Source organism: Bacillus cereus group sp. BfR-BA-01492, from assembly GCF_022662815.1.
Taxonomy (GTDB): Bacteria; Bacillota; Bacilli; order Bacillales; family Bacillaceae_G; genus Bacillus_A; species Bacillus_A cereus_BD.
Genome location: NZ_JAKUEH010000039.1, coordinates 1 through 2,830 on the forward strand (window position 1 = coordinate 1; position 2,830 = coordinate 2,830).

Sequence of the window (2,830 nt, forward strand, 5' to 3'; positions counted from 1 at the left end):
CGAATTCATAGTAGCATTGGTTATAAAACTCCTCAAGCAATAGAAGATCTAGCTAAAAAGGTAGCTTAGATTTAACTTTTTTGTGTCCAAAATATTGACTCAAATCCAATATTTTCAAATCCCACTAAAAACTTCAAAATTTTTAAGTAAATATATATTTAAGAACATACTACTTCTAACTTTCCAATTTACTGTTATATCTACACATAAAAATAAATCTTGATATATATCATACTTAAAATAATATAAAAATATCCTAACCACCAAAAAAAATTTATATTGGATAGATAATCATTTCCGTAATTAAATTCTCTAAAAGAAGCCATCCATTTTTACAGATGGCTCACTCTGACTTATTATAAGGTTGATACTTTTCCCTTAACGCTTCTAATTCCTTTTTCTTTGCTTCTACATCTGCACGTAGAAATAAACTAACCTTGTCCAATTTTTTTACAGGAGTTAACTTTCCTTCCTTAATTAATTGGCTCATTCTTGCACGTTTTACACCTAGTATTTCAGATGCTTCGCCTGTAGTAAGAACTTCATTACAAATGAAGTTTTCAACCTCTTCTCTTGAATCCAAATGATACTTCATTTTCTTCCACCTCGTATGTCTTTAACTACCAAAATAATTGTTAAAATCAGCATGATTGCCGTTACAATATCAGTAAATATATTTTGCCACATTTGTCGAATTCCAATAACAGCAAAACACGCTAATATTAAAGAGAATATAAATGTTTTATTGTTCTTTTTCATTTTATTAACTAGACGTGTTATAATTTTATTAAGAGAAGCGAGCTGTAACTAGCTTCCCTGTGGTGAAGTTCTTCGGTTATCTTACTTATCGTCTTTCTTATCGCTTTTTTCGGAAGGCTGAGCAACTATCCAAGCGATTGAGACTATGTAGAAGATAACTTGAAGGACTTTTAACATTTCGTCTAGCATTTTCTCACCTCCTTATATATTTATTATACCACACCACCAAACATATGTATAGGGTTGTTTTATAATAAATTCTTTATTTCTAATAAAAAAGTAGCTAATTAAACTTATCACGATAACCAGCTACCTAATCTCTTAAAGCTTATTTAAATTTTAAAAAACGAGTAAAAAACCTTTCAATCATTCTTTCTTTAGATAAGTCAATCCCAAGTACTTTCGGTGTTTTATTTAAACCATCAAAATGTTTCTTTGTTGTTTCAAATCCTCTAACTATTACATAAATACTCGCATAAAATGCAAAGTAACTTTTTATATCTGTACCCCAAAATTCCATAGGACTTTTTATAAAAGTTAAACCTGCCATTGCAACAGTTACAAACCCAAATCCAACTTCAAATATCCCATAAAGAAATATAGTATTTTTATTTTGTTTTAATCTATAAAAACCAAATGCCACTATAACATTTAATATACTTACAACAAGCCAAAAAGTTATATACAAGTATACTTTGCTATCAATTAATATATTTAAATTATTTGCTACAAAATAAAAAAAGTTTTTCGTTAAAAAGAAATAAACATACGCAATCAATATATAAATACCTAAAGCAAATATTACCGGACAGACATTATAATAAATAAAGCCAATTACATCTAATTTCCCCTTTTCTTTTACATCTACCTTTTCTACATTCGTTTCAACCACTTTTGTTTCTCGTTTCTTTTCTAGATCCTCACTTGCTATTTCTATTATCTTTGTTTTTACTATCTCTTTTACATCATCCTTAATCTCAGCTTTAATCTCGTCCTTCAAATCTTCTATAGTCTCTTCAAGAATGTCTACTAGAAGTTTTCGACTCATTACAAACCTACACTCCTTTTCAGATTATATCTCTTTCAATATTTTCCTTAGAATAGTATTACATAATAAACATTTAATTTCTATATTCAAATAAAAAAAGAACCACTACATTAAGTGGTTCTCATTTTTCTACCTCAATTCCCAATCTGTAAGCCAATTCACACAAAGCTTTATTCCTCTTTCTATAATAATCCGGCTGAGACATATTCAATATCCTACACATTTTTATCCAACTAGGCTTCTCTTTCCCTAGATACGCTAATTCAATAAGTTGTTTATCCAACATATTCAGCTTCTCTACACCTTTTCTTATTTCTAGAATATAGTTAATCCGTTCTAGAACTGTTTTACTCATGCCGTTCACCTTACCATCTTGTACACGCTCTATATCTCTTTCATCTATACTTGATAAAAATAAGTGATACTTTTTCAAAGCTTGAAGCACATGCTTTTTCGTCTGCTCTTTGTTAAGAACAGGTAGGGCAATATCCAACATACTCTCACTCCTTCACTATTTTCAAAAATGTATCCAACGGCATAACTACCAACCACGGTTTTCTATCCGCTTTTATTGCTAATGCATCTGGCTGTTCACGTTCATCCTCCAACCAGTTATATAACGTCTTGAATCCTTCTTTCCTCGCTTTTACTTCCCATTCAAGACCTAAACCCTTCACATCATTTGAATACCCGTCCATCGCACCAGAGAGCGGTACACGAGCACCACCTATTAAACTAGCAAATTCTCTTTCACGTCTCATTCCTTTATCTCTTTGACTTTTTCCCATTTATAAATCTCCATTTCTTTAAAAGAATTATTTGTTACAATTTTTATCTATTCTAAACAAATAAGTTTTGTATAATGTTATTAATAACTATATTGATGTAACTATAAGGAGATGTACTAATTTGTTTTGGATTTGAGTCAATATTTTGGACACAAAAAAGTTAAATCTAAGCTACCTTTTTAGCTAGATCTTCTATTGCTTGAGGAGTTTTATAACCAATGCTACTATGAATTCG

4 protein-coding genes are annotated in these 2,830 nt (G+C 30.1%); all 4 read right to left on the reverse strand.

Going from position 1 to position 2,830, the window contains the following annotated elements; genetic code table 11:
* Positions 1-343 precede the first annotated feature (343 nt).
* Positions 344-595, reverse strand: a complete 252-nt coding sequence (locus MR063_RS21345) for a helix-turn-helix domain-containing protein (RefSeq protein ID WP_044810245.1) — start codon at positions 593-595, stop codon at positions 344-346.
* A gap of 492 nt (positions 596-1,087) precedes the next feature.
* A complete protein-coding gene (locus tag MR063_RS21350) occupies positions 1,088-1,807 on the reverse strand; it encodes a hypothetical protein (protein WP_242201315.1) in 720 nt (239 codons plus the stop codon).
* Between the two features lie 121 nt (positions 1,808-1,928).
* The gene (locus MR063_RS21355) at positions 1,929-2,303 is read right to left on the reverse strand and encodes a DUF1492 domain-containing protein (RefSeq protein WP_242201317.1); all 375 of its coding nucleotides are present in this window, start codon (positions 2,301-2,303) and stop codon (positions 1,929-1,931) included.
* Positions 2,304-2,307: 4 nt separating this feature from the next.
* Positions 2,308-2,595 (reverse strand): hypothetical protein, encoded by a 288-nt coding sequence (locus tag MR063_RS21360; RefSeq protein ID WP_098637362.1) that lies wholly within the window; start codon positions 2,593-2,595, stop codon positions 2,308-2,310.
* Positions 2,596-2,830: the final 235 nt, after the last annotated feature.

Coding starts and splice junctions, on each gene's coding strand:
- MR063_RS21360 (WP_098637362.1), bottom strand. CDS start 2,595: ATGGGAAAAAGTCAAAGAGATAAAGGAATGAGACGTGAAAGAGAATTT.
- MR063_RS21350 (WP_242201315.1), bottom strand. CDS start 1,807: ATGAGTCGAAAACTTCTAGTAGACATTCTTGAAGAGACTATAGAAGAT.
- MR063_RS21345 (WP_044810245.1), bottom strand. CDS start 595: ATGAAGTATCATTTGGATTCAAGAGAAGAGGTTGAAAACTTCATTTGT.
- MR063_RS21355 (WP_242201317.1), bottom strand. CDS start 2,303: ATGTTGGATATTGCCCTACCTGTTCTTAACAAAGAGCAGACGAAAAAG.